This is a genomic window from Ralstonia sp. NFACC01, assembly GCF_900115545.1.
GTDB classification, from domain to species: domain Bacteria; phylum Pseudomonadota; class Gammaproteobacteria; order Burkholderiales; family Burkholderiaceae; genus Ralstonia; species Ralstonia mojiangensis.
Window position 1 is genome coordinate 448,496 of the sequence record NZ_FOWV01000005.1, and the last position, 24,534, is coordinate 473,029.

Annotated in this window: 26 protein-coding genes, 1 other RNA gene and 1 riboswitch; of the genes, 16 read left to right on the forward strand and 11 right to left on the reverse strand. The window is 64.3% G+C overall.

Annotated elements, in window-relative coordinates:
• The first annotated feature begins 1 nt into the window (after window position 1).
• Together BM136_RS15640 and cobA are read left to right on the forward strand one after the other, a co-directional pair.
• Window positions 2–1,333, forward strand: coding sequence for a sulfate adenylyltransferase subunit 1 (locus tag BM136_RS15640; protein WP_092972846.1), 1,332 nt, complete (start codon window positions 2–4; stop codon window positions 1,331–1,333).
• A 56-nt stretch (window positions 1,334–1,389) separates the two neighbouring features.
• Window positions 1,390–2,196: a uroporphyrinogen-III C-methyltransferase gene (gene cobA / locus BM136_RS15645; protein ID WP_092972848.1), complete on the forward strand. Its 807-nt coding sequence runs from the start codon at window positions 1,390–1,392 to the stop codon at window positions 2,194–2,196.
• 15 nt (window positions 2,197–2,211) lie between these two features.
• On the opposite strand, the gene BM136_RS15650 is transcribed toward cobA, so the two are convergent.
• Window positions 2,212–3,228, reverse strand: coding sequence for a zinc-dependent alcohol dehydrogenase family protein (locus BM136_RS15650; protein WP_092972850.1), 1,017 nt, complete (start codon window positions 3,226–3,228; stop codon window positions 2,212–2,214).
• 130 nt (window positions 3,229–3,358) lie between these two features.
• Between BM136_RS15650 and BM136_RS15655 the strand changes: the two genes are divergently transcribed.
• Window positions 3,359–4,255 carry a LysR family transcriptional regulator gene (locus tag BM136_RS15655; protein ID WP_092972852.1) on the forward strand — a complete coding sequence of 299 codons (897 nt, stop codon included), beginning with the start codon at window positions 3,359–3,361 and terminating at the stop codon, window positions 4,253–4,255.
• Between the two features lie 29 nt (window positions 4,256–4,284).
• The gene (locus BM136_RS15660) at window positions 4,285–4,686 is read left to right on the forward strand and encodes a 5-carboxymethyl-2-hydroxymuconate Delta-isomerase (RefSeq protein WP_092972854.1); all 402 of its coding nucleotides are present in this window, start codon (window positions 4,285–4,287) and stop codon (window positions 4,684–4,686) included.
• Window positions 4,687–4,699: 13 nt separating this feature from the next.
• On the opposite strand, the gene BM136_RS15665 is transcribed toward BM136_RS15660, so the two are convergent.
• Genes BM136_RS15665 through lptF form a run of 3 tightly spaced genes read right to left on the reverse strand, consistent with a single transcriptional unit; the run spans window position 4,700 to window position 7,382 of the window.
• Window positions 4,700–5,071 (reverse strand): sirohydrochlorin chelatase, encoded by a 372-nt coding sequence (locus BM136_RS15665; protein ID WP_092972856.1) that lies wholly within the window; start codon window positions 5,069–5,071, stop codon window positions 4,700–4,702.
• Window positions 5,071–6,267, reverse strand: a complete 1,197-nt coding sequence (lptG, locus tag BM136_RS15670; protein WP_175537144.1) for an LPS export ABC transporter permease LptG — start codon at window positions 6,265–6,267, stop codon at window positions 5,071–5,073. Before lptG ends, BM136_RS15665 begins: the two co-directional genes overlap by 1 nt.
• The gene (gene lptF / locus BM136_RS15675; RefSeq protein WP_092972858.1) at window positions 6,264–7,382 is read right to left on the reverse strand and encodes an LPS export ABC transporter permease LptF; all 1,119 of its coding nucleotides are present in this window, start codon (window positions 7,380–7,382) and stop codon (window positions 6,264–6,266) included. Before lptF ends, lptG begins: the two co-directional genes overlap by 4 nt.
• A gap of 114 nt (window positions 7,383–7,496) precedes the next feature.
• Here lptF and BM136_RS15680 point away from each other — a divergent pair, with 114 nt between their 5' ends.
• The 3 genes from BM136_RS15680 to BM136_RS15690 are packed head-to-tail and all read left to right on the forward strand — an operon-like array spanning window position 7,497 to window position 9,880.
• Entirely contained in the window at window positions 7,497–9,005 is a 1,509-nt protein-coding gene (locus tag BM136_RS15680) for a leucyl aminopeptidase (protein ID WP_092972861.1), read from the forward strand.
• 24 nt (window positions 9,006–9,029) lie between these two features.
• Window positions 9,030–9,458 (forward strand): DNA polymerase III subunit chi, encoded by a 429-nt coding sequence (locus BM136_RS15685; protein ID WP_092972862.1) that lies wholly within the window; start codon window positions 9,030–9,032, stop codon window positions 9,456–9,458.
• Window positions 9,455–9,880, forward strand: a complete 426-nt coding sequence (locus tag BM136_RS15690) for a DUF2486 family protein (RefSeq protein ID WP_092972864.1) — start codon at window positions 9,455–9,457, stop codon at window positions 9,878–9,880. The genes BM136_RS15685 and BM136_RS15690 overlap by 4 nt, the downstream gene beginning before the upstream one ends.
• Window positions 9,881–9,936: 56 nt before the next feature.
• Here the strand turns inward: BM136_RS15690 and ilvD are convergent, their stop codons facing one another.
• A complete protein-coding gene (gene ilvD / locus BM136_RS15695) occupies window positions 9,937–11,610 on the reverse strand; it encodes a dihydroxy-acid dehydratase (protein WP_092972866.1) in 1,674 nt (557 codons plus the stop codon).
• 128 nt (window positions 11,611–11,738) lie between these two features.
• On the opposite strand from ilvD, the gene BM136_RS15700 reads away from it, so the two are divergent.
• Both BM136_RS15700 and lgt read left to right on the forward strand, forming a co-directional pair.
• A complete protein-coding gene (locus tag BM136_RS15700) occupies window positions 11,739–12,683 on the forward strand; it encodes a LysR family transcriptional regulator (RefSeq protein WP_092972868.1) in 945 nt (314 codons plus the stop codon).
• A 14-nt stretch (window positions 12,684–12,697) separates the two neighbouring features.
• A complete protein-coding gene (gene lgt, locus BM136_RS15705; RefSeq protein WP_092972870.1) occupies window positions 12,698–13,600 on the forward strand; it encodes a prolipoprotein diacylglyceryl transferase in 903 nt (300 codons plus the stop codon).
• A 66-nt stretch (window positions 13,601–13,666) separates the two neighbouring features.
• Here lgt and BM136_RS15710 read toward each other — a convergent pair whose 3' ends face one another.
• The 5 genes from BM136_RS15710 to BM136_RS15730 all read right to left on the reverse strand — a co-directional run bounded on the left by BM136_RS15710 (window position 13,667) and on the right by BM136_RS15730 (window position 16,164).
• A complete protein-coding gene (locus tag BM136_RS15710) occupies window positions 13,667–14,368 on the reverse strand; it encodes an SIMPL domain-containing protein (protein ID WP_092972872.1) in 702 nt (233 codons plus the stop codon).
• A 94-nt stretch (window positions 14,369–14,462) separates the two neighbouring features.
• Window positions 14,463–14,933 carry an EVE domain-containing protein gene (locus tag BM136_RS15715; protein WP_024975020.1) on the reverse strand — a complete coding sequence of 157 codons (471 nt, stop codon included), beginning with the start codon at window positions 14,931–14,933 and terminating at the stop codon, window positions 14,463–14,465.
• Between the two features lie 155 nt (window positions 14,934–15,088).
• A non-coding RNA gene (ssrS, locus tag BM136_RS15720) (6S RNA) lies at window positions 15,089–15,308 on the reverse strand.
• Between the two features lie 215 nt (window positions 15,309–15,523).
• Window positions 15,524–15,841 carry a cell division protein ZapA gene (locus tag BM136_RS15725; protein ID WP_092972874.1) on the reverse strand — a complete coding sequence of 106 codons (318 nt, stop codon included), beginning with the start codon at window positions 15,839–15,841 and terminating at the stop codon, window positions 15,524–15,526.
• A gap of 2 nt (window positions 15,842–15,843) precedes the next feature.
• Complete coding sequence (locus BM136_RS15730; RefSeq protein ID WP_092972876.1) at window positions 15,844–16,164, reverse strand: hypothetical protein; 321 nt, start codon at window positions 16,162–16,164, stop codon at window positions 15,844–15,846.
• A 167-nt stretch (window positions 16,165–16,331) separates the two neighbouring features.
• Window positions 16,332–16,579, forward strand: a riboswitch (cobalamin riboswitch).
• A 209-nt stretch (window positions 16,580–16,788) separates the two neighbouring features.
• Between BM136_RS15730 and BM136_RS15735 the strand changes: the two genes are divergently transcribed.
• Genes BM136_RS15735 through cobC form a run of 7 tightly spaced genes read left to right on the forward strand, consistent with a single transcriptional unit; the run spans window position 16,789 to window position 23,561 of the window.
• Window positions 16,789–18,705 carry a TonB-dependent receptor domain-containing protein gene (locus BM136_RS15735; RefSeq protein WP_092972878.1) on the forward strand — a complete coding sequence of 639 codons (1,917 nt, stop codon included), beginning with the start codon at window positions 16,789–16,791 and terminating at the stop codon, window positions 18,703–18,705.
• Window positions 18,702–19,721, forward strand: a complete 1,020-nt coding sequence (locus BM136_RS15740) for a FecCD family ABC transporter permease (RefSeq protein WP_092972880.1) — start codon at window positions 18,702–18,704, stop codon at window positions 19,719–19,721. Before BM136_RS15735 ends, BM136_RS15740 begins: the two co-directional genes overlap by 4 nt.
• Entirely contained in the window at window positions 19,718–20,557 is an 840-nt protein-coding gene (locus BM136_RS15745; protein ID WP_092972882.1) for an ABC transporter ATP-binding protein, read from the forward strand. The genes BM136_RS15740 and BM136_RS15745 overlap by 4 nt, the downstream gene beginning before the upstream one ends.
• Window positions 20,547–21,167, forward strand: coding sequence for a cob(I)yrinic acid a,c-diamide adenosyltransferase (gene cobO, locus BM136_RS15750; RefSeq protein WP_092972884.1), 621 nt, complete (start codon window positions 20,547–20,549; stop codon window positions 21,165–21,167). The genes BM136_RS15745 and cobO overlap by 11 nt, the downstream gene beginning before the upstream one ends.
• Window positions 21,167–22,225: a nicotinate-nucleotide--dimethylbenzimidazole phosphoribosyltransferase gene (gene cobT, locus BM136_RS15755; RefSeq protein ID WP_092972886.1), complete on the forward strand. Its 1,059-nt coding sequence runs from the start codon at window positions 21,167–21,169 to the stop codon at window positions 22,223–22,225. The genes cobO and cobT overlap by 1 nt, the downstream gene beginning before the upstream one ends.
• A 2-nt stretch (window positions 22,226–22,227) precedes the next feature.
• Window positions 22,228–22,998 carry an adenosylcobinamide-GDP ribazoletransferase gene (locus BM136_RS15760; protein ID WP_092972888.1) on the forward strand — a complete coding sequence of 257 codons (771 nt, stop codon included), beginning with the start codon at window positions 22,228–22,230 and terminating at the stop codon, window positions 22,996–22,998.
• Window positions 22,983–23,561, forward strand: coding sequence for an alpha-ribazole phosphatase (gene cobC / locus BM136_RS15765; protein ID WP_092972890.1), 579 nt, complete (start codon window positions 22,983–22,985; stop codon window positions 23,559–23,561). Before BM136_RS15760 ends, cobC begins: the two co-directional genes overlap by 16 nt.
• A gap of 13 nt (window positions 23,562–23,574) precedes the next feature.
• Here cobC and BM136_RS15770 read toward each other — a convergent pair whose 3' ends face one another.
• The gene (locus tag BM136_RS15770; protein ID WP_092972892.1) at window positions 23,575–24,531 is read right to left on the reverse strand and encodes a cobalamin-binding protein; all 957 of its coding nucleotides are present in this window, start codon (window positions 24,529–24,531) and stop codon (window positions 23,575–23,577) included.
• Between the last annotated feature and the right edge of the window lie 3 nt (window positions 24,532–24,534).

The following is a 24,534-nucleotide window of genomic DNA, read 5'->3' on the forward strand; positions in this document are numbered from 1 at the left end:
CATGACGACGAATTCGACGCACCCAGCGACGCATCCTGCATCGCACCAAGGCCTGCTGCGCTTCATCACCGCCGGTTCCGTTGACGACGGCAAGAGCACGCTGATCGGCCGTCTGCTGTACGACAGCAAGGCCGTGCTGACCGACCAGTTGCAAGCGCTGGCCAACGCCAAGAACAAACGCACTGCCGGCGAGCAGATTGACTTCTCGCTGCTGACCGACGGCCTGGAAGCCGAGCGCGAGCAGGGCATCACGATCGATGTGGCGTACCGCTATTTTTCGACCGCGCACCGCAAGTTCATCATTGCGGATACGCCGGGCCACGAGCAGTACACGCGCAACATGGTGACCGGCGCCTCGACCGCGCACGCCGCCATCATCCTGATCGATGCCACGCGTGTGACGACCGTCGACGGCAAGACGGAGCTGCTGGCCCAGACCAAGCGCCATTCGGCCATCGTGAAGCTGCTGGAACTGCAGCACGTGATCGTGGCCATCAACAAGATGGACCTGGTCGACTACAGCGAAGCGCGCTTCAACGAAATCCGTACCGCCTACGATGCACTGGCCGCACAACTCGGCTTGCGCGACGTGCGCTACGTGCCGGTGTCTGCGCTGCGCGGCGACAACATCGTTCACGCGTCCGAAGCCATGCCGTGGTACCAAGGCGAGCCGCTGCTGGCGTTGCTGGAAGACTTGAAGGTGGAAGAGACCGCCCCTGCGGGCGACGATGCGCTGCGCTTCCCCGTGCAGCTCGTGGCGCGCCAGGATGGCTCGCAGGCCGATGATTTCCGCGGCTACATGGGCCGTGTGGAAGCCGGCACGGTGCGCGTCGGCCAAGCCGTGCGCGTGTTGCCAGCTAACCGCGAAACCACGGTGGCCGAAGTGCTGACGCCCAATGGCGCCGCTGATTCTGCCGGCCCCGGCGAGACCATCACCGTGCGCCTGGCCGACGACGTGGATATTTCGCGCGGCGACACGATCGTCGCAGCCCCGACGACTGCCGCCAACGCCGCCAAGAAGCTGCATGCCGACCTGTGCTGGTTCGACGAACACGAACTGAACCCGGCCCGGAAATACGTGCTCAAGCACACCACGGCTACCGTGTTCGCACGCGTGTCGGATGTGGAGCGCGTGCTGGACGTGCATACGCTCTCACACGAAACCGGCCGTAAGCAGATCGCGCTCAACGATATCGGTACGGTCAATATCAGCCTGCAGAAGCCCATCGTCTGCGATGCGTATGGCGATAACCCGGCCACCGGCGCGTTCATCCTGGTGGACGAAGCCACGCACCATACGGTGGCGGCTGGCATGATCCGTGCGTTTTCCTAGCGTGAATAGGGCGCGGTAAGTTGCGCCCACAAGGAAAAAGCAAAGGAACCTAGGCAATGGAAGCGAAGACCCCCAAAACACTCGGCCACGTGAGCCTGATTGGTGCGGGCCCCGGCGCCGCTGACCTCATCACGGTGCGCGGTGCACGATTGTTGGGCGAAGCCGAGGTCGTGCTGCATGACGCATTGGTCTCGCCGGAGGTCTTCCAGTACTGCCCGCAAGCTGTGCTGATTGCAGTCGGCAAGCGCTGCGGCAAGCGCTCAACCGCGCAGCGCTTCATCAATCGCCAGCTCGTCGATCTGGCCACCAAGTATCAGCGCGTGGTGCGCCTGAAGGGCGGCGATCCGATGCTGTTCGGCCGTGCCGACGAGGAACTGCAGGCGCTCGAGCAAGCTGGCATCGACTACGAAATCGTTCCGGGCATTACGGCGGCGCTGGCAGCCGCTTCCGCGATCCGTCAGCCGTTGACCAAGCGCGGTGTCGCCCGCAGCGTCGCGTTTGTTACGCAAGCCAAGGCTGCCGATCCGGACACGCCGCAACCCGAAGGCGTCTTGCCGGAACCTGTTGCGCAGGCGGATTCGCTCGTCTACTACATGGGCCGCGATCAAGCTGCCTCCATCGCTGCGGACCTGATTGCCCGTGGCCGCGCGCCGTCGACACCCGCCTGGGTGGTCGAGGCTGCCACCACGCCCGAGCAGCGCTCAGCCTGCTTCACCCTGCAGCAGATGGCCGATGGCGCCGCCGCAGCGTGGATCAACCCAGAGCATCCGAGCCTGCTGATGATCGGTGATGCATTTGCCGTGCGTGCGTCGGCTGCGGCCTCGGAAATTCTGGCTGGCGAGCCGCATATCCTGGCCGCCTGAGGATTTCAGCCTGCGTCAGAACGCAAGCGCAATCTTCCCGAACACCTTCCCGGCTTGCAGGGCCCTGAAGGCCTGGGGCGCGTGCTGCCATGGCAGTACCTGATCGACGATCGGATGCAGGCCGCGCAACGCCAGCGCCTGGTTCATCGCTTCAAATGACGCGCGTGGCCCCACCGATGCTGGCCGGATCACCGCCTTGCGCGCGAAGATCTCCAACGGAGAGATGCCGCCCTCGCGTCCAGCGAGGTAGCCGACAAGGTGAATCTGTCCTCCAATCCGCAACGCCTTCAGCGAGCGTTGCAGCGTGCCGCCACCGCCCACCTCGATGACGTGATCGACGCCCCGGCCTTCCGTGCGAGCCAAGACCGCTTCATGCCATTCGGGCGTCGTTCGATAGTTGATCGTGTCGGACTCAGGCACGCCCAGACCTCGGACGCGGTCCAGCTTGGCGTCGCTGCTGGATAGGACGATGGGCCGTGCGCCGGCCATCAGCGCGAATTGCACGGCGAACATCGACACGCCGCCCGTGCCCTGCACAAGCACGGTTTCGCCGGGCTGCAGGCTGCCTGCCTCGATCAGGCAATGCCAGGCGGTGACACCCGCGCAGGGTAACGTGGCCGCTTCCGCGTCGCTCAGGTGCGCAGGAACGATCACCGCGCCACCTGCATCCAGCCGCATGGTGTCGGCCAGCCAGCCGTCGATGGGGCCGCCGAGCATGCGGCGTGTGTCGGCGTTGCGGAAGTCGCCGGCGTCCCAGCGCTGCCAGAACGTGCCAGCCACGCGGTCCCCCGGGTGTACTCGCGTGACCTGTTCACCCACAGCCAGCACCTCTCCAACCCCATCCGAAAGCAGAATCAGCGGTAACGGAAAGCGCGTGAAGAAGGTGCCGCAGACGATTTCGAGATCGCGGTAGTTGAGCGATGCAGCGCGCGTACGCACGATGATCTCTTGGGGGCCAGGCGTCGGATCGTCCCGCTCGATGGGGCGCAGGGTATCGATGCCGTAACCGTCGGTCAGAGCCAGTGCTTTCATGGATTCCTCTTGGCAGGAGTGTTTGGGGGGGAGGGGCGCATCAGGTGCGTCTGGCATGACTTTGGCGCATGTCATAAGATGAATCCAATTCAATTTGTTCAGAAAAAACATAACTAATAGGAATGTCGACATGCTCGAAGAAATGCGTACCTTTGTGCTGTTGGCGCAGACGGGCTCGATCGCGCGCGTAGCGGAGCGTCTGCCGCTCACGCAACCGGCCGTCACCAAGCAGATTCAGCGGCTCGAACGCGCGCTTGATACCGTGCTTTTCGACCGTCGCGTCAAACCATTCCGCCTGACGGCCGAGGGCGAGGCAGTGCTTGCCCGGTGCCGCACCATCGTCGGCGAGTTCGAAGCGCTGCGCGGTAGCGTGCGTACATCGGGTGAACCGGAAGGTGTGCTGCGTGTTGGGGTAAGCCACGCCGTGAGCGACGTGCGATTCGCGCGCGTGCTGTCGGGTCTGCGGGAGCGTTACCCGGCGGTGTCGTTTCGCTTGAGCTGTGAGTGGGGCGGCGTCCTGCGTGAGCGTCTGCAGCGCGCCGAGCTGGACGCTGCGCTGTGGTTGGCCCCTTCGGGGGCCGCCGGTCATCGCTCGGATGGCGGTATCCGCGTGATCGGCGCCGAGCCGGTCGTCCTGATTGCTGCGCCGTCGCGCAAGCTCCCGGCTGCGTTGTCGATGGCGCAGGTCCGGGACGAAGCCTGGGTGCTGAATCCGGCCGGTTGCGAAATGCGTGCGTGGTTGCTCGGCCGCTACGAGGCAGACCGGCTGACGCCGAACGTGGCTGCCGAGGTGCAATCGGTGCCGTTGCAGCATGCGCTGGTGGCGGAGGGCTTCGGACTAGGCTTCGCGCCGTCGCGGCTCATTGGCCCGCAGATTGACGAAGGGTCGCTCTCGGCCCACAAGCTGGCAGCAGCGCCCGCTCTTTGGGATGTTTGTGTGCACCGGGCGCCGTCGCTTGGCCGGCTGGGGCGCGTGGTGGATTCGCTCGAATCGGCGTTGTGCACTGAAGCCGCGGTGGCGCGTTAATCACCTAATGTTCTTTTCAGGCGCCTGCGATGCCGCACGTCATCATCGAATACACAGCCAACGTCGAAGCCGACGCGCGCATCCCGGAGCTGATGCGCGCGCTCAACGACGTGCTGATCTGCAACGCCGCCGTGTTTCCCATCGGTGGCATCCGCACGCGCGCGCTGCGGCTAGACCAATACCGCATGGCGGACGGCAGTGCGGACGACGCCTTCATCCACGTGACGTTCAGGATCAAGGCAGGGCGGCCCAAAAACGTGACGGGGCCCGTCTGTGCGGCTATGTTCGCCGCCATGCGCGCGCATCTGGCTGACGTGCTTGCGCGTCGTTATCTTGGATTGACGCTGGAATTGGTGGAGTTTGCTACGCATGGTTTTCACGTCGAGAACAACGTGCATGCGCGCTTCACGCGCGCGGCAGAGCCGCAGTGAGGCGATGTCCGGCTTAGCCGAGTTGGCGGACGCAGTAACCCGCGATGGCGTCGAGCACGGCGTCGTCTTCGCCAACAGCATCGGCGCAACGGATGGAGAGGGAGGGATGAGCTTGCGCGCATTGCGCGACCAATGCAGGCAGATCGCGCCGCAGGTGGCCGCCTTGCCCAAAGAACACCGGCACGATGGTGACACTCTGCGTGCCGTTTGCGGCCAGGTCAGCGATGGTGCCCGGCAGATCGGGCGCCATCAGTTCGAGAAAGGCTAGGCGCGTGTCAACGTCAGGCTGCTGGGTAGCCAAACGCGCGCGCAGGCGGTCGAATGGTTCACGCCAGCGGGCATCGCGTGCGCCGTGTGCAAACAGAACGAGCCCCCGGTCGGCCATCAGTGGCGCTCCACCCAACGCAGGCTGACCAACGCCAGTGCCAAATACAACGCGCCCGGCACGATGGCCGTGAAAATGGCCGGCCACGTGTTCAGCAGGCCGACGTGCGAGAAGAGGTTGTTCACCAACTGGAACGACAACCCCAGCATGATGCCGCCGAATACCTTCAGGCCAACTGCCCCCGCCCGTGCGTGCAGATACGCAAAAGGCAGAGCGAGCGCCATCATCACCAGCACAGTGAATGGATAGACCACTTTCTTCCACAGCGCGATCTCGTAGCGCTGCGTGTCCTGCTTGTTGTCGCGCAGATGGCGGATGTACTGGAAGAGGTCCAGCGTGGCCATGCGGTCGGGAGTGACCATCAGCACCGACAGGATCTGCGGCGTGAGCTCAGAGCGCATCTCCTGCTGCGGCAGTTTGATCTGCTCGCCGCGGAAGTCGGGCGCCAACGCATCGGGTGCGCCGGGCACGGCCTGCACGGTGTCTTGCGGGGCGACGGTTCCTGGCTTGCGCGGGAATTCAATGAAGCGCGTTTCCGTCACGCCGTTCAGTTGCCAGTTCTGGTGGCCCTGGTAGCGCGCCTGCTCCGCCACGCGGATCGAACTCAGGCGGTAGTCCGAATCGAATTCATAGATGCGCAGGCCCTTGATGGACTGGTCCGGCTGCAGCGCGCCGACGTTGACAAAGCGGGTGACTTCGCCGCCCGTGCCGTCGGGCTTGGCGGGGCCGCGATCCTTGACCCACACGCCCGAGCGGAAGCCGGCCGACACCGTCGCGCCCAGCGCTTCCAGCCGTACTTTCTGTGCGTACTCTTCGGCCTTCGGCCCGATGAATTCACCGAAGATGTACGTGACCAGCGCCAGCGGCAGCGCAATCTTGAACAGCGACATCAGCGCTCGGCGCGTATCGAGCCCGGCCACGCGAAAGATCGTGAACTCCGACTGGCTCGCCATCTGCGAGAACACATAGATGGCGCTGATAAGCGCCGCCACCGGAATCACTTCATACACACGCGTCGGCGCCTGCAGCATCACGTGGAAGAACGCGACGAGCGTGGTGTAGCGTCCGACTACCGAGCCCAGTTCGCCCAGCATGTCGAAGAAGATAAACAGCGCCAGCACCGCAAACAGGATGAAGACGAACACGCCGTAGATCTGGCGTGCGAAGTATTTCTCGTAGACCGGCATCTTCATCATGCCCCCGCCTTCTTGGGCGAGAAGCCGAGCAGGGCGGAAATCCCCTTCAGGCCGGCCGCGCTGTAATGGCGGAAGCGGAACAGCAACACCGCGCAAATGAAGGCGACAAGGTGGATCGGCCACCAGGCCATGAACACGTTCATCTTGCCCTGCGAGACCCACGCCTGCGACAGGTTCAGCAGGTTGGAGTACGTCAGGTAGATCAGCACCGCGAAGATCATCGGTGTGTAGCGGCCCAGGCGCGGGTTGACGTAGGCCAGCGGAATGGCGATCAGCACGAAGTTCAACGCCAGCAGCGGCAGGCCGATTCGCCAGACCAATTCGCCAAGGTTCTCGGGCGTCGGGTTGGCGAGCAGATCTTTCGTGGAGCGGCTCTTGGTTGGTAGGCTGGCATCTGCCTGCGGCGGCTTGTTAGCGACCTTCACGCCGTATTTGTCGAATTCGACGATGCGGTAGTCGAGCTTGCCGGGCGTGCCTTCATAGCGGCGGCCCTTGTCGAGTACGACAAAGCGGTCGCCGTTGGGCATGGTCTTGAATTCGCCGGTCTTGGCCATCGCCACGCCGATCTTGTCCTGCTCGGCATTGGCGACGAACAGGTTGCGGGCGTGCTTCATGCCGTTATCGACGCCCTCGATAAAGAGGACGTAGCTGCCATGCGCGGGCTCGATGAAGCGGCCGGCTGAGATCATTGACAGCACATCGCGCTGCTCGAAGCGGTCTCGGAACAGCGCGCTCTGCTGGTTGGCCCACGGCCAGCCGAACAGCGCCAGCAGCGCCACCAGCACGATGAACGGCAGCGAGAAGCGCAGCACCGGGCGGATGAAATCCGTCAGGCTGATGCCGGAGGTGAACCACACCACCATCTCGGAATCCTTGTACCAGCGCGTCAGCACCAGCAAGACCGAGATGAAGAGTGTGGCGCACAGCAGAATCGCCAGGTAGCCCAGCGTTGCCAGGCCGATGAGGAGCAGGACGTCGTTCGGGTTCGCTTCGCCGTTGGCGGCCATGCCGAGAATGCGGATCACCAGGGTGGTCAGCATGAACGTCAGCAGCACGAGAAAGACGGCGCCGGCGGTGAATGACAGCTCGCGTCGCAGGGCTTGTTCAAAAATCATGCGGATGCGGGATGGGAGGGCGAGGTCATGGCCGGCGTGCGTTCCACCGGAGCCCCTGCGCAAAATGGCGGATAATGTGGGCTTTCGTTGACTCGCCTCATAGAGAGAAGCGCGATGGAATTTAGCACAAAAGCCCTGGACTGGGCCAAAGCAGGCGCCCTGGCCGCCAAGAGCGATTGCCTCGTGATCGGTCTGTTCGAGTCGCAGACCCTGGCGGGCGCCGCAAAGGCGTTGGACGCGGCCACCAAGGGCCTGGTCGCTCGCCTCGTCAAGCTGGGCGACTTTGAAGGCAAGCGCGGCACGTCGTTGCTGCTGCACGAAGTGGCTGGCGTGGGCGCTGCCCGCGTGCTGCTGGTCGGTCTGGGCAAGGAAGCCGATTTCACCGACCGCGCCTACGCCGAAGCCGTGCGCACCGCACTGCGCGCGCTGGCCAGCACCAAGGCCGCCAGCGTGACGTGGACGCTCACCGAGCACACCGCGCGCGACAAGGACACCGCTTGGGCCGTCCTGACCGCCGTCACGCTCATCCGCGAAGCCAGCTACCGCTTCATCGAACGTCACCCGGAACTCAAGAGCAAGCGCGACAAAAACGGTACGAGCCTGCGCAAGGTCGTTCTGGCCGCGCCGGCAGCCGATGCCAAGGCGGCCGCCGTGGCCGCAGCGCGCGGCACTGCCATCGCCAACGGCATGGACCTCACGCGCGATCTGGGCAATCTGCCGTCCAACATCTGCACGCCGACGTACCTGGCCAACACCGCACGCCAGATCGCCAAGGATTTCAAGCTCAAGGTTGAGGTGCTCGGCCGCAAGCAGATCGAAGCCTTGAAGATGGGCGCCTTCCTGGCCGTGACGAAGGGCAGCGTGGAGCCGCCGGCATTCATCGTGCTGCGCTACGAGGGCGGCCCGGCAAAGCAGGCCCCGGTCGTACTGGTCGGCAAGGGCATCACGTTTGATACGGGTGGCATCTCGCTCAAGCCGGGTGAGGGCATGGACGAGATGAAGTACGACATGTGCGGCGCCGCTTCGGTGCTGGGCACGCTGCGTGCTGTGGCCGAAATGGGCCTCAAGCAGAACGTCATCGCCGTGGTGCCGACCTGCGAGAACATGCCTAGCGGTGTCGCCACTAAGCCGGGCGACGTGGTGACCAGCATGTCGGGCCAGACCATCGAAATCCTGAATACCGACGCCGAAGGCCGCCTGATTCTGTGCGATGCGCTCACTTACGTGGAACGCTTCAAGCCTGCAGTGGTGATCGACGTGGCAACGCTCACGGGCGCCTGCATCATTGCGCTCGGTCACATCAATACCGGCATGTACGCCCGTAGCGATGCGCTGGCGGGCGCGCTGGTGGCGGCCGGCAAGCAATCGCTCGATACCGCGTGGCGCATGCCGCTGGATGAGGAATACCAGGAGCAGCTCAAGTCCAACTTTGCCGACATGGGCAACATCGGTGGCCGTCCGGCCGGCAGCGTGACGGCAGCCTGTTTCCTGGCGCGCTTTACCGAAAAGTACGACTGGGCCCACCTGGACATCGCCGGCACCGCCTGGAAGAGCGGCGCGGCTAAGGGCGCCACGGGCCGCCCGGTGCCGCTGCTGACGCGCTTCCTGATGGACCGCGGTTGATTGGTGGCAGAGGCAAAGCACCGTATGACTCGCGTCGACTTTCACAGCAACGTGCCCGGCAAGCTGGCGTATGCCTGCCGGCTGGTGCGCAAGGCCTACGGCGCGGGCCAGAAAGTGATCGTGGTCGGAGATCAAGCTGCGCTGCAAGCGTTCGACACGCAATTGTGGACGTTCAGTCAGCTCGATTTCCTGCCGCATTGCGGCCTGCGGCATCCGCTGGCTGCGCAGACGCCCATCCTGCTGGCAGATGCATCCGAACCGTTGGACGACGCGCCACATCACGACATTCTGGTCAATCTGTCGCCCGAACCGCCGGCGCTGTTCGCGCGCTTTGGCCGATTGATCGAGATCGTTGGCGATGACGATGCCGATCGCGCAGCAGCGCGCGATCGCTTCCGCTTCTACCGCGATCGCGGCTATCCGATCCAACATCACGACGTGGGGCGCACATGACCGACGGACGCTATCCCGGGGCCCACGCGGACAACAACATCCCTGTTCTGACGGAAATTGTCGAACTGGAGGACGCAGCACCCGCGGCAGTGCCCGCCGCGACGCCGCCTGCCCCAGCAGAAGCCCCTCACGTGGACGTCCCGCCCGCACTGCGCGAGCAAGGCCTTGCACCCACTTCGGCCATGCCTCCCGCAGGCACCGATGCTGCCCGCGTGATGGGCGACGTGATGTGGCGTTTCCAATCCGAGTGGCCGGCGTTGATCGAAGCGCAGTGCCGCGCAGCGATGGAATCGCGCCTGTCGCTGCTGAGTGAACAGCTTGCCGTTGACCTGACCCGCACGCTGGAGGCCCGCCTGATGGATTGGCTGGGCGCGGCGCTAGACGATGCGCTCGCCGCGCAGCACAAGCCCCCCCAGCGCTGATCGCACAAAGAAAAACCCGCCGTCTGGCGGGTTTTTTTGTTGGTGTCGCCAACCACTCAATCCGTCACCGCACCCTTGCTGGCCGTTGCCGCCAGTTTCGCAAACTTCGCCAGCACGCCGCGCGTATAGCGCGGCGCCGGTTGCTTCCACGCTGCGCGGCGGCGGGCAAGCTCGTCGTCTGGCACGTTCAACTGCAACAGGCGCTGGTGCGCATCGATGGTGATCGAATCGCCTTCGTGCACCAAGCCGATCGTGCCGCCCACGTACGCTTCCGGCGCGACGTGACCGACCACCATGCCCCACGTGCCGCCCGAGAAGCGTCCGTCGGTGATAAATCCGACCGACTCACCGAGGCCCTTGCCGATGATGGCTGAGGTCGGGGCCAGCATCTCCGGCATGCCGGGGCCGCCCTTCGGTCCTAGATAACGCAGCACGAGGATGTCGCCGGCCTTGATCTGGTCGCTCAGGATCGCGCTCATCGCGCTTTGCTCGTCGTCGAACACGCGCGCCGGGCCGGTGATGACAGGATTCTTCAGACCGGTGATTTTCGCCACGGCGCCTTCCTCGGCCAAGTTGCCTTTCAGGATGGCGAGGTGGCCTTCCTTATAGAGAGCTTTGTCGATCGGCAGGATCACGTTCTGGTCAGCGCGCGGTTGATCAGGAACCAGCGCGAGTTCTTCCGCCAGCGTCTTGCCGGTGATGGTGATGCAGTCGCCATGCAGCAGGCCGGCGTTGAGCAGCAGCTTCATCACTTGCGGAATGCCGCCGGCCTCGTGCAGGTCGGTCGCCACGTATTGGCCCGACGGCTTGAGATTGCAGATGACGGGCACGCGCTGGCGCACCCGCTCGAAGTCATCGATCGTCCATTCCACCTCCGCCGCGTGGGCGATGGCCAGGTAGTGCAACACGGCGTTGGTGGAGCCGCCGGTGGCCATGATCACGGCTACGGCGTTCTCGATGGATTTGCGCGTGATGATGTCGCGCGGCTTCAGGTCGCGGCGCACGGCTTCGACCAGGACGCGCGCGGATTCGGCTGCGCTGTCGACCTTCTCCTGATCGGGATTGGCCATCGTCGATGAATACAGCAGCGACATGCCCAGCGCTTCAAACGATGAACTCATCGTGTTGGCCGTGTACATGCCGCCGCACGAACCGCTCGAGGGGCAGGCGTTTTTCTCGATGCCCTCGAAGTCCTCCTCGCTCATGCGGCCGGCGGTGAATTCGCCCACGGCCTCGAACGACGAGACGATGGTCAGGTCCTTGCCCTTCCAGTGCCCCGGCTTGATGGTCCCGCCGTACACGTAGATGCCCGGCACATTCGTGCGGGCCAGGGCGATCATGCCGCCGGGCATGTTCTTGTCGCAGCCGCCGATGACGACGACGCCATCCATCCATTGGCCGTTGACGCAGGTTTCGATGCAGTCAGCAATCACTTCGCGCGAGATCAGCGAAAACTTCATGCCCTCCGTGCCCATCGACATGCCATCGGAAATGGTGGGCGTGCCGAAGATCTGCGGATTCGCGCGAGCGTCCTCTATCGCAGCCACGGCGGCATCGGCCAGCTTCTGCAGGCCCGAGTTGCACGGCGTGATGGTCGAATGGCCGTTGGCCACGCCGATCATTGGATTGTTGAAGTCGTCTTTTGTGTAGCCCAGCGCGTAGTACATCGAGCGATTGGGCGAGCGCGCCACACCCTGTGTGATGTGTTGCGAACGCTTGTTGTCTGGCATGGGGGTCTCCGTGGGGTCGGCACTATCGTTGTAGTCAACAGCCTGGCGCCCAGCATGCGCTTGGAGAAATGGCGCGTCAAATATATTATTAAGCGATTATTGAGTCGAAAAATATATCAATTGCCGATATGGATCTGCGCCAGCTTCGCTACTTTGTGACCGTTGCCGAGGAGTTGCATTTCGGGCGCGCCGCCGAGCGTCTTTCGATGACGCAGCCGCCGCTGTCGCAGCAGATTCGCGCGCTGGAAGACGAACTGGGCGTCACGCTGTTCCATCGCACACAGCGCTCTGTGGCGCTGACGGCCGTCGGCGCGCGCTGGCTGGTCGAGGTGCGGCGTGTGCTTGCTGAGGCGAACGCGCTGCCTGGCCTCGCGCAGCGGCTGGCGCGCGGGGAGGTGGGCTCGCTGTCGCTGTCCTTTGTCAGCACCGCCGACTACGGCATCCTGCCCGCCTTGTTCCGACACTTTCGCGATGTGCGCCCCGATGTGCAGCTTCTGCTGCGCGAGGCCACGAGCGATGTGCAAATCGAAGCGCTCCTGGCCGGCGATGTGGATGCCGGCGTCGTGATTGCGCATCATGCGGGCTCGGTGCCTGGAGAGTTGGAATACCGCCCGCTGGTACGCGAGCGCCTTGTGCTGGCGGCGCCCACATCGCGCGCGGCGCAATGGAAGGTGGCGCCGGGCCAGCCGATTGCGCTGGCGGACGCCGCGGCCGAACCGCTGATCATTTTCCCGCGTCGGTCCGCGCCTGCGCTGTATGACATCATTACCGGCTATCATGCCGCGCACGGCGGCTGGCCCCGAGAATCTGGGGCTGTCACGCGCATCGGCCAGGAAGCCATCCAGATGCAGACCATCGTCAGCCTGGTCTCCGCCGAGATGGGCGTCGCGCTGGTGCCGGCATCGCTATGCAACCTGCAGCGGACTGGCGTGGTCTATCTCGAACTCGCCGCGCCGAGCCCGATCATCGAGACCGGCCTGGTGTGGCGGCGCGATGCCGCTTCGCCGGTGCTCCCGTGGTTCGTGGCCAGTGCCGAAGCCGTCGCCAAGCTGCAAGAAGACAACCAAACCTGAAACCCGCAGGATTCATGCTCATCCATCCGCAATTCGATCCCGTCGCCCTGCATCTGGGGCCGCTCGCCATCCGCTGGTACGGCCTGATGTATCTGGCGGCGTTCATCATGTTCCTGTGGTTCGGCCGCCTGCGCACCCGCCAGCCGCACATCGCCGCCGAAGGCTGGACTGGCCGCGACCTCGACGACATGCTGTTTTACGGCGTGCTCGGTGTGATTCTCGGTGGGCGCCTGGGCTACGTGCTGTTCTACAAGCCAGATTGGTATTTCGCCCACCCGCTCGACATCTTCAAGGTATGGGAGGGCGGCATGGCTTTCCACGGCGGCTTCCTCGGCGTGGTCGTGGCGATGATGCTGTATGCGCGCATGCGCGGCCGCTCGTGGATGCAGGTGACCGATTTCATCGCGCCGATGGTGCCGTGTGGCCTCGCAGCGGGGCGCCTCGGCAACTTCATCAACGGCGAGCTGTGGGGCCGTGTGTCGTCGCCCAATCTGCCTTGGGCGATGATGTTCCCGCAGGCGCAGGGCGAAGACAGGGAGTGGCTGCTTTCGCATGCGCAAGAGGCCGTCACCAGCGGCGTACAGGCTGTGTTCGACCAGTACCACATGCTGCCGCGCCACCCCTCGCAGATCTACCAGTTCCTCGGCGAGGGTGTGCTGTTCTTCATCCTGCTGTGGCTATATGCGCGCAAGCCGCGGCCGATGGGCGCGGTGTCTGGGGCATTCCTGCTCGGCTATGGCGTGTTCCGCTTTGCTGCAGAATTTGCCCGCGAGCCGGACAACTTCCTCGGCCTGCTCGCAGCGAACCTGTCGATGGGGCAGTGGCTGTCGCTGCCGATGATCCTGATCGGCATCTCTATGCTGGTCTGGTCCTATCGTCGCGCAGGCAACGGTGCAAAAGACCAGGCACACGCCTGACGTTGCAACCGCGCAAAGAAAAAGCCACCGAAGTCCGGTGGCTTTTTTCATGGTGCGGCTCGCTACTTATTTCAGCATCTGCACGGCGCCGGAAACGGTCACTGTCACTTGAGCCTTGCCGCCCTCGATGGGCACCGGCGCCGAATCGTAAGATGCGGGAGCCGCTGCCATGCGCATCATCGGACGCGGGCCCGGGTTGTTGCTGCCCTCGCTCACATGCACGTCGCGGATCGTGTAGCTCGTGTAGCCGAACAGCTTGGTGGTCGTCAGTGCCTTGTCACGGAACGAATTCACGGCTTGATCGATCAGCTTGGCTTCGGCCGCCGTGCGCGCCTCGCGCGAGAGCGTGAAATTCACGTTCTGCACCTGCATCTGGTTGGCCAGTTGGCCCGCCAGCTTGGACGCCGCTGCAAAGTCCTTCGACGTGATGCGCACCTCCGCACGGCCGCGCCAGACGCTGATCTTGCCGTTGCGATCGGTGTTCGGATAAATGTTGAAACCGCCTGTTTCTGCCTGCACGCCGGATGTGCGCTTTGCCTGGTTGATCACCTCATCGGCCTTGCGCGACAGGGCCGTGGAGATCGCGCCCGGGTCCGCGCCTTCCTGTTCGGCGCCCAGGGTGAGCGTGACGGTGTCGGTCGGCACTTCGGCCACGGCCTGCGCATCCAGCGACAGTACGCCCGAATGATTCGTTTCAGGAGCGGCTTGTGCGAAAGCAGTCGTCATCATTGCAGTCCCCAAAATAGTTGCGGCCAGGACAGATTTCATCGTGTTCTCCCAAAAAAGCAATGTGATGCGTCTGACTGGTCGTTACGCGCATCGTTCATCACGTTTGTAACAATTCCCTGCCGATACCAACCATTCACTCAGGATCACGCATCAATTTAGTGGTGATGTAACGCCACTGCGCGGGCGTGACGGGCGTGATCGACAGGCGGTTGCCGCGTTGCAGCACCGTCATGTCGGCGAGCTGTTCCTGCGCACGCAACGTCGGCAGATCGATCAGCGCGCATTTGCGCACGAACTTCACGTCGACCAGCATCCAGCGCGGCGCTTCCGGCTTCGATGCGGGGTCGTGGTAATGGCTCTTGGCGTCGAACTGCGTGGGATCTGGATAGCTGGTCGAGCAGACTTCCGCCAGCCCCGCGATGCCGGGCTGCGGACAGGACGAGTGGTAGAACAGCACGCCGTCGCCGATGCGCATACGGTCGCGCATGAAGTTGCGTGCCTGATAGTTGCGAACGCCCGTCCAGGGCAAGGTGCCTTCGGCGTGCAGCGTATCGATGCTGGCCTCGTCGGGCTCGGACTTCATCAACCAGTACTGGGTGGCCATCGTGTGGGGCGCGCGGGCGACGTGCGGGGAAGTGACGGTGTGCGCAGCATAGCAACACGGCCGCGGCCTCGCCATTGGCGGTGCGGCAATGACGGGTGTATGGAGGATAGACAAAGAAAAAGGCGGTAGCGCACATGTGCACTACCGCCTTTTGTTGGGTCCCCACCTTGGCCGCTAGACCCGCATCCTGAACCCAAGTGAGGTTCAGAGTGGCAGCGGAAGCCGCATTTCGGGTACATCACCGGCGCAGGGAGCCCACGACTTGCGTCGCACGCTATGCACTGGAAGACGCGCTCGCCCACACGGCATATCCCGCACCAAGCAATGCTTATCGGTTCAAGGAATTAATGGCCATGGCGAACCAGGCAGGGAAACTGTCAGACGCATCATCACGCTGTGTTTTGAGCGCATGGCGATGCGTCTGAAAGATTCATCGCAGGCAACCGTTTTTCTCTACTCTGTAGTCGCTAAAGCCTTATGTTGTAAGGGTTTGCGGGAGATCGCGGCAGCCATTGGGTCACACTATACACCCGTTCGCATCCGAACCCAAGCCCGGATGCGATCCGGTTACAAACACGTTTTGACCTTCGCTAAATGACTTCGCCGTACTGGCGCAGCGCCTCGTCAGTGCGGGCGTTCAGGTCGGCCAGTTTGGCGCGAATCGTGTCGATCGGCAGGGCGGAATCGGATGCGGCCTGGCGTTGCATCGACAGCAAATCCGACGCGATGCTGATGGCGGCCATCACGGCAACGCGCTCGATGCCCTTGGTGTTCGAGCCGTTCTTGATGCGCGTCATCTGGTTGTCGACCATGGCTGCGGCTTCACGCAGGGCTGCTTCGTTATCGACCGAGACGGCAAACTTGTAAGGCTGCCCGGCGATGTTCACTTCAATTTGCTTGCTGCTCATGCTTAGGTCTCCGAGTGCGGGGCGGGGGCGGCCGTTGTTTCATCGGCGCCTGCGGCCTGGCCGAGGAGGTCAAGCTGGCGCGCGTCGGTGGCCGTGGGCAGCTTGTCGAGAATCGATTGGATGCGCAGTTGCGCTTCTTCGATCTTGGCATTGAGCACGCTGCGGTCGGCGACCATCGCGTCGCGCTCGGTCTTGGAGGCCTCGGCTTCCGCCTGAAGCCGCTCGACTTCGGCGCGCAGGCGCTGGTTCTCGGCGGCTAGCGCATCGGCGTGACGCAGCACGCGCGTGATCTTGCCGGCAAGTTGTTCGAGTTCGTTCAGCATTGGGTGTCAATCAGAATCGAGTGGGGGGATTTTAGCCGATCATGCGCGTCGCGCCTGTCCTCCTTACGGATGCGCAATAGGCGGCGGCATGAGGCGACGCAGCGGGCACAACGTGCGGAGGGTGTGTTTTTACCGCGACTGGGGCGGGTTTGGCGTGCCTTTTCCGTTAAACTTCGCGGCGTCCTGGTGCCCGCAGCACCATCTGCAGTTAAACGGGAAGCAGGGAGCGCGCGCCCCAAGCGATGCGCCAACCTGCGCTGCCCCCGCAACGGTAAGCGAACGCCGCGTGTACCCGCCATCTCGCGAAGAAGATGGGTGCCGCGCGGTCTGTCCATATGCCACTGTTCCTTTGGAATGGGAAGGCGGACAGGCCGCTTCGCCAGCCCGGATACCGGCCAGGACGGTGGATCTCAGCGAACCAGTTCACGATCCTGCTGCGCCGCCCGATCTTGGCCCTGTGATACGCGCCGTACCCATGTACGGCTGCGTTTCTCGAGCCGAGCTCGGACCGATCGCTACGGATCGTGAACCGGTTCTAAGCCGATGTGAGGGAACCGCATCGAGATCCTGCTGCCAGCGACCCGCGGGGGAACGGGTCCGGCTGACGCTTCTTGTCTTTTCAACATGAGCTTGACTACAAAGCGGCCACTCCGGATGCCCCGGACGGCCACGCGCGCGCTTGCCAGCGCACTAACGGGGGTCATGGCAGGTGCAGTTGCGCCGGCCTGGGCACAAAGCAATACACCGGCAGCCAGCACGTCAGTGGGTGAACTGAATCCGACTGTGGTGACGGCCTCGCGCAGCGAGCAGCCCCTGTCGGATGCACTGCCGCACACGACGGTCATCAGCCGCGCCGATATCGAGCGCTCGCAAGCGCCGGATGCGGTGACGCTGCTGCGTCGCGAGGCTGGCATCGAAGTCGCGCAGAACGGTGGCCCTGGGGCCAACGCCAGCCTTTTCATGCGCGGCGCCGGTTCCAATCAGACGCTGATTCTGATTGACGGTGTGCGTGTGGCGTCCGGCACCTCCGGCGGCGCGCAGATCGCGCAATTGATGGCCGATCAGATCGATCACATTGAAGTTGTGCGCGGCAACGTGTCTGCGCTGTACGGCTCCGATGCGATTGGCGGCGTGGTGCAAATCTTCACCCGCAACGGCCGCGGCCACGGCCCGCTGGCCAATGCCGAGATTGAATACGGCGCCCGCAACACCAAGCGCGCGCAGGCTGGCATCAGCGGGTCGCTAGGCGAGAACGGGGATACGTCGTTTGCGGTGTCGGTGTCGGAATTCAAGACCAACGGCTTCTCGACAATCAACCCGCTGCAGGCGCCCAAGGCCAACCCGAACGACAATCCGTACACGAACAAGAGCGTGTCCGCGCAGCTGTCGCATCGCTTCTCCGCAGATTGGCAAGCGGGCCTGACGTACTTCCAGACCTGGGGCGATGTCAGCTACGACAACGCCTTCGGCAAGCCGACCGATAACAATGTTGCGCACAACGTGGTGCGCTCGATGTCGGCCTATGTGGACGGCAAGGTGACGCAGGACTGGAAGACGCGTGTAACGCTGTCGCAGGGCGATGACCGCAGCTTGAATTACACGAACGGCGTGTTGCAGATGCCGGCGCGTTTCAACACGCGCAACCAAACGGCGAGCTGGCAGAACGATTGGGCCTTCATGCCGAATCAGTTGTTCAAGGTGGGCCTGGAGCATCTGCAGACCAGCATCGATAGCGATGCCTACAACGTGCCCACGCGCAACGTCGATTCCGCTTACATCGGTTACGAAGGCAAGTTCGGCCCGCACCAGTTGCAGTTGAACCTGCGTCGCGACCGCTACTCGGACTTCGGTGGTGCCAACAGCTACTACGCCGGTTACGGCTTTGCGTTCAATCCGCAATGGAAGGCGGTGGCGAGCGTGAGCAACGCCTTCCGCGCGCCGAGCTTCAACGAGCTTTACTACCCGTTCTTCGGCAACCCGAACGTGCAGCCTGAGAAGGCACGCTCGGTTGAGGGCGGCGTGGAATACAGCAGCGCGATCGGCCTGGTGCGCGTAACGGCGTTCGAGACGGACTACAGCAACCTGATCACGGCTGTATGCGACGCAGATTTCAATTGCTCCGCAGCCAACGTCAACCGTGCGCGTGTGAACGGGCTCGAGACGTCGTATCGGGGTTCGATCTATGGCGTGGACCTGCGTGCGAGCTTTACCATGCAGAACCCGCAGGACTTGTCAGCCAACCAACTGCTGTCGCGCCGTGCGCGGCACTTCGGCAGCGTCTCGGCCTACAAGACGTTTGGGCCGTTCTCGGCGGGCGTGGAATGGAATGCGGCGGGTGATCGCCAGGATTCGACCAAGACGCTTGGCGGCTATGGCCTGCTGAACCTGGTGGGTCGCTACCAGATCACGCCTGACTGGGCAGTGTCGGCACGTGTTGAAAACGTGACGAACAAGAACTACCAGTTGATCTATCCGTACAACACGGCGTCGCGTGGGGTGTTCTTCACGCTGTCGTGGCAACAGCACGAACCGAAGCGATGACAACACCTGCACTGCCCGCACGCGGTTTTGCCTGGCGACTGTGGTCGCTGCTGGCGCTTGCGTGCGTGGTGGTGCTGGTGGCGTCATTGATGCTCGGCAGTGTGAAGCTGTCGCCCGCTGAAGTCTGGCGGGCCCTCTTTTTTGGCAATAGCGGTGGCGATGGCCTGGCAGCAGGCATCGTCACCGAATTGCGCCTGCCGCGTGCGGGCGCTGCATTTGCTGCGGGCGGGCTGTTGGCCTTTGCCGGGGCGCTCATGCAGATGCTGCTGCGCAATCCGCTGGCCGATCCGTATGTGCTGGGCGTGTCCGGCGGCGGGGCCGTGGCGGCCCTCACGGCGATGTTGTTTTCGCTGCCGTGGTGGGCGGTGCAGACGAGTGCCGGAGCCGGAGCACTGTTGTCGATGGCGCTGGTGGCGGCGCTGGCGCGTCAGCACCTGTGGCGCGGTGAGCCGGGCGAGGCCAATGCGCGCTTGCTGCTCGGCGGCGTGGTCATGGCCTCCGGCTGGGTCGGCCTGATCACACTTATCTTGACGGTGGCGCCCGAGAACAAGCTGCGCGGCATGATTTTCTGGATGGTCGGCGACCTGGGTGGCGCCGATCGTTATGCGGGCGCATTGGTGGCGCTCGTGGCGGCGGTTGCTGTGGTGTTGCCGCATGCGCGCGACCTGAACGTCCTGCTGACCGGTGAAACCCGCGCCCGCGCGCTGGGTGTGCCGGTGGCGCGTGTGCGCGCGTTGATCTACGTGGTGGCGTCGCTGTGTACGGCAGTGGCGGTCACGATTGCAGGCTCGGTGGCCTTTGTCGGCCTGCTGGTGCCGCACATGGTGCGCCTGGCGTGGACCCGCGACGTGCGCATCCATTTGCCCGCCACGGCAATGGCCGGCGGGGGCCTGCTGATGCTGGCCGACCTGATCGCCCGAACGCTGATCGCCCCAACGCAGCTGCCCGTGGGCGTGATCACCACCCTCCTCGGGGTGCCAACGTTTCTTTACCTGCTGATGCGGAGCGCGCGATGAGTTGGTGGCGCCGCCCACGTCCCGCACAGGATGCATTCGCGCACTTGGACGCAGCGCCGGAACTCGCGCTGCACGATCTGCGGGTGATCATCGATGGGCGCGTGTTAATCGAGCGGTTATCTATGACGGCCACTGCGGGCCAACTCTGGTGCGTGATCGGGCCGAACGGCGCGGGCAAGTCGACATGGCTTTCCGTGCTGGCAGGCTTGCGCTCGCCAGACAGCGGCAGCGTCACGCTCGATGGCGTTCCGCTCTCCGATTGGCCGGCGCTGGCGATGGCGCGTCGTCGCGCGTTTCTGCCGCAGACCTTGCATGACACCTTCCCCATCACCGTGTGCGACGCCGTGATGACCGGCCGCCACCCGCATCTTGCGCGCTGGGAATGGGAGGGCGACGCCGATGCCCGCGCCGTCGATGCGGCGGTGTCTGCGCTGCAATTGCAGCCTCTGGCACAACGCGATGTGCGCACGCTTTCTGGTGGTGAGCGTCAGCGCGTGGCGATGGCTGCCGTGGTGGCGCAGGAGGCGCGCGTGCTGCTGCTCGATGAGCCCGTCGCGCACCTCGATTTGCATCAGCAGGTCGCCGTGCTTCGCCTGCTACGCGAAGGCTGCCGCAAACACGGGTGGCTGGTCGTGTTGACCGTGCATGACTTGAACCTCGCACGCCGCTTTGCTACGCACGCGCTGCTGATGGACGGCGCCGGGCACACCACCGCAGGCATCGCGGCCGAGGTGCTCACCCCCGAACACTGCGCGCGCGTGCTGCGCACCCCTATTGCCGAGGTGGCCGACGGCCGCCTGACGGCCTTGATTTCTGATGATTCCGATGACGACTGAAGACAACAATGACGCGCTGAACGAGCGCCACCGCTCGCGCATGCAGCGCAAGAAGGCCGTGGTGGATGCCAAGATCGCCGCCGCCACCGACGTGCGCGGCGTGCTGCTTGTCAACACCGGTAACGGCAAGGGCAAATCGAGCTCCGGCTTTGGCATGGTGATCCGCGCCATGGGCCATGACATGCAGGTCGGCGTGGTGCAGTTCATCAAGGGCGCGATCCCGACGGGCGAAGAGCGGTTCCTGCGTCGTTTCCCAGAACAATGCAGCTTCCACGTGATGGGCGAGGGCTACACATGGGAGACGCAGGATCGCACGCGCGACATTGAAAAGGCGCAAGCTGCCTGGGCCTGCGCACGCGATCTGCTGAGCGACCCGACCGTCGGCCTGGTGCTGCTGGATGAACTGAACATTGCGCTCAAGTACAACTACCTTGACGTGCAGACCGTGCTGGCCGATTTGCGCGCGCGCCCGCCAGCGCAGCATGTGGTGATTACCGGGCGCGGTGCGCCCCCTGAGCTGATCGACGCAGCAGATACCGTGACCGACATGACGCTCGTCAAGCACGCATTTTCCCAAGGCATCCAGGCGCAGCCAGGAGTCGAACTGTGATGAATCAAGCCGTACACATTCCGCCATTTGATGACGCGCTGCGCGTGCGCCTGCAGGCCGCCGTCGACAGCAAGACCAAGCCGCTCGGCGCACTGGGCCGGCTTGAATCGCTGGCCGTGCAGATCGGCCTGATCCAGAACACCGACACCCCGCAGCTGACGCGCCCCGCAATGGTGGTCTTTGCTGCAGACCACGGCATCGCCCACGCTGGCGTGAGTGCATACCCGCAAGCGGTGACGGCGCAGATGGTGCTCAACTTCATCGCGGGTGGCGCGGCTGTCAATGTGTTCTGCCGCCAGCATGGGTTTGCATTGGAGGTGGTGAACGCCGGTGTTGCCGCACCATTGTGGACAGCGGATACGCCGGGCCTGTTCGATGCACCTGTCGGGCCCGGCACGCGCAACTTTGCCGACGAGGGTGCTGCGCAAGCCGCCATGACCGCCGACGAGCGTGACCGCGCCATGGCACTCGGCGCGCAGCGGGTGGCGCACCATGCAGCACTCGGCACCAACGTCATCGCACTGGGCGAAATGGGCATCGCCAACACGGCGTCTGCCGCATGCCTGATGGCGCGGTTATGCGATTTGCCGGTTGCGCAATGCGTTGGCCGCGGCACGGGGCTCGACGATGACGGCCTCGCCCACAAGCGTGCTGTGCTGGAGGCGGCGATGGCCAAGCATGCTGACGTCCGTGAGCCGCTGGACGTGCTTGCATGCTTTGGTGGCTTTGAGGTCGCGGCGATGGTGGGTGCGATGCTTGAGGCTGCGCAGCGGCGCATGGTCATCCTCGTCGATGGGTTTATCGCGACGGCCGCTGTGCTGGTAGCGGCTCAGGTGGCGCCCGACGTGCTGCGCTATTGCGTGTTCGGGCATGTGTCGGACGAGCGCGGTCATCGTGCGCTGCTGGAGGTGCTCGATGCGCGGCCATTGCTGTCGCTGTCATTGCGGCTGGGCGAGGGCAGCGGTGCGGTACTGGCCTATCCGGTGGTCGTGTCGGCCGTGGCGTTCCTGCGCGAGATGGCGACCTTCGCCAGCGCAGGCGTGAGCGAGCGCGCATAGCCATGAACGCCTTGCGTGAACATTGGCAAGCGCTGTGGACAGCGGTCGGGTACTTCACCCGCATCCCCGTCCCGGCGTCGGTCGGTTTCTCGCAGGCGGGGCTGAATCGTGCGGCGCGCTACTTTCCGCTGACTGGCTGGTTGGTGGGCGCCGTGGCAGCAGCGGTGTATTGGCTCGTGTCGCGCACGGTGCCCGCGCCAGGTGTGGCGGTGGCCATGTCGATGGTGGCTACGCTGTTGCTGACCGGTGCGTTTCATGAGGACGGTCTTGCCGATTGCGCCGATGGCTTTGGCGGGGGCTACACGCCTGAAGACCGGCTGCGCATCATGCACGATTCGCGCATCGGCGCGTTCGGGGCGATTTCCGTGTGCATGGCGCTGCTGCTGAAGTGGCAATTGCTGAGCGCGATGGCGCCGCATGGCATCGCCATCCTTGTGGCAATGGTGAGCGCGCATGCTGCAAGCCGCGCGGCGGCCGTCAGCTACCTGCTCACCCACGACTACGTGCGCGCTGAAGGCAAAGCCAAGCCAGTGGCGCAACGCATGCGATGGAGCGATGCGTTGTGGGCCGGCGTGTTCGGCATCGCCCCTCTTCTATGGTTCGGGCCGATGTGCACGGCGCTCGTTGTCGTCGGGTTGATCGTTGCGCGCTGGCTGCTGGGTCGATACTTCGTGCGTCGCATCGGCGGCATCACGGGTGATTGTCTTGGGATGGCGCAGCAGATGTTCGAGCTGCTGATTCTGTGGGGGTTGCTGGCATGGATGTCATCCTGATCCGCCACGCGCGGCCCGCCATGACGGCGGGTCTCTGTTATGGCCGTACCGATCTGGAGCTGGCTTCGCCGATGGACCCCGAGCCTTCGGCCATCGTGGAGAAACTCAGCGCCCACCCGCCGCATCGCCTGCTGGCGAGTCCATTGCAACGCAGCCGCCTGACAGCCGAAGCCTTAGCGCAAATGGCTCAACTTCCCCCGATCGAGATCGATGCGCAATTGATGGAACTCGATTTTGGCGCCTGGGAAGGCTGCCAGTGGGAGGACATCCCGCGCGCGGAAATAGACCAGTGGGCGCGCGATCTTGTGCACGGCAATCCGCATGGCGGGGAATCTGCAGCAGATTTGCTGGCGCGCGTGACGACCTGGGCCGAGGCGACGAGCGCGACGCCCGCGTCTTGCGTGTGGGCGGTGACGCATGCCGGCTGCATGCGCGCCCTGGCGGCGCACTGGTTGCAGCGGCCATTGGCCGAGACGCTGCAATGGCCGCTGCAATGGGGGGCCGCCTGCGGCTTTCGTGTGCAGCCCGACGCGTTGCCGGTGTTGCTGTTCTGGAACCGTTGACCGGCGACGCGATTCAGCGACCCAACCCGTTGGTGGTTTGTGACCCCAGGCGCCGCATACGCGCTTGCTCCAAGTCTTCGCACAACAGCGTTGCGGCTTCCACCAGGCGCGGTCCAAAGCGGTTGATCAGGTCGCCATTGATGCTGAAGAGGTTGCCGCGCTGCACGGCCTGCAATTGCGGCCAGCGCTTCCACGCGTCGAGCGTATCGATCGGGCGGCTGCCTTGCGTGGCCCCCATGCTGGCGGACAGCAGCACTTCGGGGTTGGCTGCGAGCACGGCCTCGGGTGAGACGGTCGGCACCAGCAAGGGCTCGCCGGCAAACACATTGCGGCCGCCGCAAAGCGCCAGCATGTCAGAGAAGATGTGCTGCCCGTTGAGCGTCATCAGCGGCTGTTCCCATACCTGATAGAACACCGAAACCGGCGGGCGGCTGGCGTAGCGCTGGCGCAGCGTATCGGCGCGTTGGCGGAATTGCTGGGCCGCGTCGTGCGCGCTGGCACGGGTGTCGAGCAGCGTCCCGAGTGCCTCGATCGAGCGCGGGATATCGCTCATGCGATGCGGCTCGGAGAAGAACAGCGGAATGCCCAGAGCGCGCAGCCGGTCGATCTGCTTCTGCGCGTTGCCGTGGCGCCAGACCACCACCAGATCGGGCTTGAGGGCGGCGATACGCTCCAGATCGAGCGAGCGGTTATCGCCCACGTGAGGAATGTCGCGTGCGGGTGGCGGGTAGTCGCTGTAAGCCACGGTGCCGACGATGCGTGCACCGCCGCCGGCTGCGAACAGCAGCTCGGTCGCATGCGGCGCGAGGCTGACGATGCGTTGCGCGGGGCGCTGCAGCGTAACGGTGGCGCCGCTATCGTCCGTGACGGAAATGGTGGCAAATGCCGGTGCGGCTGCGATCGTGAGCGCAAGTGCGAAGAGGCCGCGTGCGCACAGGCGACGGGCGAGACAAGAGAGACGAACGGGCATCGG

Bases quoted from the DNA above. Each gene is read 5' to 3' on its own strand.
- lptG (WP_175537144.1), bottom strand. From the start codon at position 6,267: ATGATGAAGATGCCGGTCTACGAGAAATACTTCGCACGCCAGATCTAC.
- BM136_RS15640 (WP_092972846.1), top strand. From the start codon at position 2: ATGACGACGAATTCGACGCACCCAGCGACGCATCCTGCATCGCACCAA.
- BM136_RS15710 (WP_092972872.1), bottom strand. From the start codon at position 14,368: ATGAAATCTGTCCTGGCCGCAACTATTTTGGGGACTGCAATGATGACG.
- BM136_RS15685 (WP_092972862.1), top strand. From the start codon at position 9,030: ATGACTCGCGTCGACTTTCACAGCAACGTGCCCGGCAAGCTGGCGTAT.
- BM136_RS15725 (WP_092972874.1), bottom strand. From the start codon at position 15,841: ATGAGCAGCAAGCAAATTGAAGTGAACATCGCCGGGCAGCCTTACAAG.
- BM136_RS15745 (WP_092972882.1), top strand. From the start codon at position 19,718: ATGAGTTGGTGGCGCCGCCCACGTCCCGCACAGGATGCATTCGCGCAC.
- BM136_RS15700 (WP_092972868.1), top strand. From the start codon at position 11,739: ATGGATCTGCGCCAGCTTCGCTACTTTGTGACCGTTGCCGAGGAGTTG.
- BM136_RS15760 (WP_092972888.1), top strand. From the start codon at position 22,228: ATGAACGCCTTGCGTGAACATTGGCAAGCGCTGTGGACAGCGGTCGGG.
- lptF (WP_092972858.1), bottom strand. From the start codon at position 7,382: ATGATTTTTGAACAAGCCCTGCGACGCGAGCTGTCATTCACCGCCGGC.
- lgt (WP_092972870.1), top strand. From the start codon at position 12,698: ATGCTCATCCATCCGCAATTCGATCCCGTCGCCCTGCATCTGGGGCCG.
- BM136_RS15730 (WP_092972876.1), bottom strand. From the start codon at position 16,164: ATGCTGAACGAACTCGAACAACTTGCCGGCAAGATCACGCGCGTGCTG.
- ilvD (WP_092972866.1), bottom strand. From the start codon at position 11,610: ATGCCAGACAACAAGCGTTCGCAACACATCACACAGGGTGTGGCGCGC.
- BM136_RS15740 (WP_092972880.1), top strand. From the start codon at position 18,702: ATGACAACACCTGCACTGCCCGCACGCGGTTTTGCCTGGCGACTGTGG.
- BM136_RS15665 (WP_092972856.1), bottom strand. From the start codon at position 5,071: ATGGCCGACCGGGGGCTCGTTCTGTTTGCACACGGCGCACGCGATGCC.
- BM136_RS15690 (WP_092972864.1), top strand. From the start codon at position 9,455: ATGACCGACGGACGCTATCCCGGGGCCCACGCGGACAACAACATCCCT.
- BM136_RS15655 (WP_092972852.1), top strand. From the start codon at position 3,359: ATGCTCGAAGAAATGCGTACCTTTGTGCTGTTGGCGCAGACGGGCTCG.
- cobO (WP_092972884.1), top strand. From the start codon at position 20,547: ATGACGACTGAAGACAACAATGACGCGCTGAACGAGCGCCACCGCTCG.
- BM136_RS15715 (WP_024975020.1), bottom strand. From the start codon at position 14,933: ATGGCCACCCAGTACTGGTTGATGAAGTCCGAGCCCGACGAGGCCAGC.
- cobA (WP_092972848.1), top strand. From the start codon at position 1,390: ATGGAAGCGAAGACCCCCAAAACACTCGGCCACGTGAGCCTGATTGGT.
- BM136_RS15680 (WP_092972861.1), top strand. From the start codon at position 7,497: ATGGAATTTAGCACAAAAGCCCTGGACTGGGCCAAAGCAGGCGCCCTG.
- BM136_RS15770 (WP_092972892.1), bottom strand. From the start codon at position 24,531: ATGCCCGTTCGTCTCTCTTGTCTCGCCCGTCGCCTGTGCGCACGCGGC.
- BM136_RS15735 (WP_092972878.1), top strand. From the start codon at position 16,789: ATGAGCTTGACTACAAAGCGGCCACTCCGGATGCCCCGGACGGCCACG.
- BM136_RS15660 (WP_092972854.1), top strand. From the start codon at position 4,285: ATGCCGCACGTCATCATCGAATACACAGCCAACGTCGAAGCCGACGCG.
- cobT (WP_092972886.1), top strand. From the start codon at position 21,167: ATGAATCAAGCCGTACACATTCCGCCATTTGATGACGCGCTGCGCGTG.
- BM136_RS15650 (WP_092972850.1), bottom strand. From the start codon at position 3,228: ATGAAAGCACTGGCTCTGACCGACGGTTACGGCATCGATACCCTGCGC.
- cobC (WP_092972890.1), top strand. From the start codon at position 22,983: ATGGATGTCATCCTGATCCGCCACGCGCGGCCCGCCATGACGGCGGGT.